The sequence below is a fragment of the Streptomyces sp. NPDC007162 genome (assembly GCF_040634175.1).
GTDB lineage: Bacteria > Actinomycetota > Actinomycetes > Streptomycetales > Streptomycetaceae > Streptomyces.
In genome coordinates this window covers 1-2,239 of the sequence record NZ_JBEYFC010000885.1, presented here as the reverse complement: position 1 = coordinate 2,239, position 2,239 = coordinate 1, and the positions used below count along the sequence as shown (strand labels likewise).

Here is a 2,239-nt window from a genome sequence, read left to right as displayed (position 1 = left end):
GACACGTTGCCCGTACGTTCGGCGAAACGTTTCCAGCCCCAGCCCCTGGCTGGAGCCGCCGGTGCCGTGCTGCCCCCAGCGCCCCTTGAGGGCGCTCACCCCCGCGGGATTACCAGGCGAAGGCCTCCGGGGACGGGCCCGGGCCAGGGAAGATCTCGTCCAGGCCGGTCAGGAGCTCGTCGCTCAGCTCCAGCTCCACGGCCCGCAGTGCCGACTCCAGCTGCTCGGCGGTGCGGGGGCCGACGATCGGGCCGGTGACACCAGGGCGGGTCAGCAGCCAGGCCAGCGCGGCCTCGCCCGGCTCCACGCCGTGCTTGTCGAGCAGGTCCTCGTAGGCCTGTACCTGGGCTCGCAGGGTGGTGTCGGCGAGGGCGTCGGCGGCCCGGCCACCGGCCCGGCGCCCGCCCTTCACTTCCTTCTTGATCACACCGCCGAGCAGCCCGCCGTGCAGCGGCGACCAGGGGATCACCCCGAGGCCGTACTCCTGCGCGGCCGGAATGACCTCCATCTCGGCGCGCCGCTCGGCGAGGTTGTAGAGGCACTGCTCGCTGACCAGCCCGATGGTCCCGCCGCGCCGGGCGGCGATCTCGTTGGCCTGGGCGATCTTGTAGCCGGGGAAGTTGGACGATCCCACGTAGAGGATCTTGCCCTGCTGCACCAGCGCGTCGATGGCCTGCCAGATCTCCTCGAAGGGGGTCCGGCGGTCGACGTGGTGGAACTGGTAGACGTCGATGTGGTCGGTCCGGAGCCGCTTGAGGCTCGCGTCCACGGCGCGCCGGATGTTCAGCGCGGAGAGCTTGTCGTGGTTGGGCCAGGCGTCGCCGTCGGCGGCCATGTTGCCGTACACCTTGGTGGCGAGCACGACCTTGTCGCGGTGCGCGGGGTCCTTGGCGAACCAGTTGCCGATGATGGTCTCGGTACGGCCCTTGTTCTCGCCCCACCCGTAGACGTTGGCCGTGTCGAAGAAGTTGATGCCCGCGTCCAGCGCCGCGTCCATGATCGCGTGGCTGTCGGCCTCGTCGGTCTGCGGGCCGAAGTTCATGGTGCCGAGGACGAGTCGGCTGACCTTGAGTCCGGTACGTCCGAGCTGCGTGTACTTCATGGTCACCCAGCCAACGGCGTGGAGTGCGCTCTAGGCAAGGACCTGTGGAGAAGAGGGGTCGCCGAGGTGCTCAGGAGCCGTCGACGTGCTCAGAGGAAGACGCGGGCGACTTCCAGCCATGTCCGCGCGTCCTCGCCGACCGCCGTCAGGCCGGTCTCGGCGAGGCGCCTGCGCCGGGTGACGAGGAGGCGGAAGTCGAGGGCGTCGCCCCGGACCCGTTGCGCCGCCCGCTCCGGGCCCCAGGCCCGGATCCCGCCGTCGGGACCGGCCGGCTCGACCCGGAAGGGTTCCGCGGGTGGGGGCAACCGGGCTGCGTGGAAGGACAGTTCCCGGCCGATCAACCCAGGGCGGCCGACGCGAGGTCGCGGTCCGGCACGGAGGTGTCGAGACCGTAGTCCAGCATCCGGTACCACCTTCCCGCACGTCGACGGCAGGCACGGCCGACGAGACCGCCGAGCCACTCACGACCCTGACCGAAGGACCACCCGTCGACCGCTCAACTCCGTTGCAGGAAGGACTAGTCGACGGGGAACTCGGCGGTGCTCAGAGTGAGGCCGACGACGGTTCCCGTGAGGTCGACATCGGACCCGAAGGCGACCCTCGTCTCGGTCGTGTAGTCCTCGCCCTTGGGGTGGGTGTAGACGTGGCAGCGGCGCTGGTAGGGGTCGGCGATCAGGTAGACCGGGACCTCGGCCGTGGCGTAGGCGGCCTTCTTGGCGCCGTAGTCGTTCGCCGCCGTGCCCTTGGAGATGACCTCGGCCACGAACTCGACGTCCTGGTGACGCCAGAGCCCGCTGTCCGTCTTGGCGGCGTCCTCGGCCATCAACGTCACGTCCGACGCGAACCCGTTGAGATGCCCCGGGTAGTCGATACGGACGTCGGACTTGACCCGCTTCCGGGGGTACTTGGTCCGCAGCTGCTCGACGATGTCCAGGATGATCTCCCAGTGGGTGTCCCGCTGTGGCGACATGAAGACGGTCCCCTCGACGATCTCGACCTTGTATCCCTCGGGGGCGGGCATCTTCTCGATCTGCTCGAACAGCTCGTCGAGCGTGATCTCGTCGTCGCTCTTGGCTGTTCATGGTGAGCCCGGACAGCAGCCCCTTCTCCCCAGTGCTCAAGCTGATGGACGTCAAG

At 69.2% G+C, this 2,239-nt stretch carries 3 protein-coding genes; all 3 read right to left on the bottom strand.

Annotated features, from left to right (window positions below; translation table 11 throughout):
- Positions 1–109 precede the first annotated feature (109 nt).
- Positions 110–1,102: an aldo/keto reductase gene (locus tag ABZ646_RS45385; RefSeq protein WP_360533295.1), complete on the bottom strand. Its 993-nt coding sequence runs from the start codon at positions 1,100–1,102 to the stop codon at positions 110–112.
- An 89-nt stretch (positions 1,103–1,191) separates the two neighbouring features.
- On the bottom strand, positions 1,192–1,407 hold the full coding sequence (locus ABZ646_RS45380) for a hypothetical protein (RefSeq protein ID WP_360533292.1): 216 nt from the start codon (positions 1,405–1,407) through the stop codon (positions 1,192–1,194).
- 212 nt (positions 1,408–1,619) lie between these two features.
- Entirely contained in the window at positions 1,620–2,159 is a 540-nt protein-coding gene (locus ABZ646_RS45375; protein WP_360533298.1) for a Uma2 family endonuclease, read from the bottom strand.
- Positions 2,160–2,239 lie beyond the last annotated feature (80 nt).

What these genes read in the sequence shown, in the direction of transcription:
- ABZ646_RS45385 (WP_360533295.1), bottom strand. Translation starts at nt 1,102, where the DNA reads ATGAAGTACACGCAGCTCGGACGTACCGGACTCAAGGTCAGCCGACTC.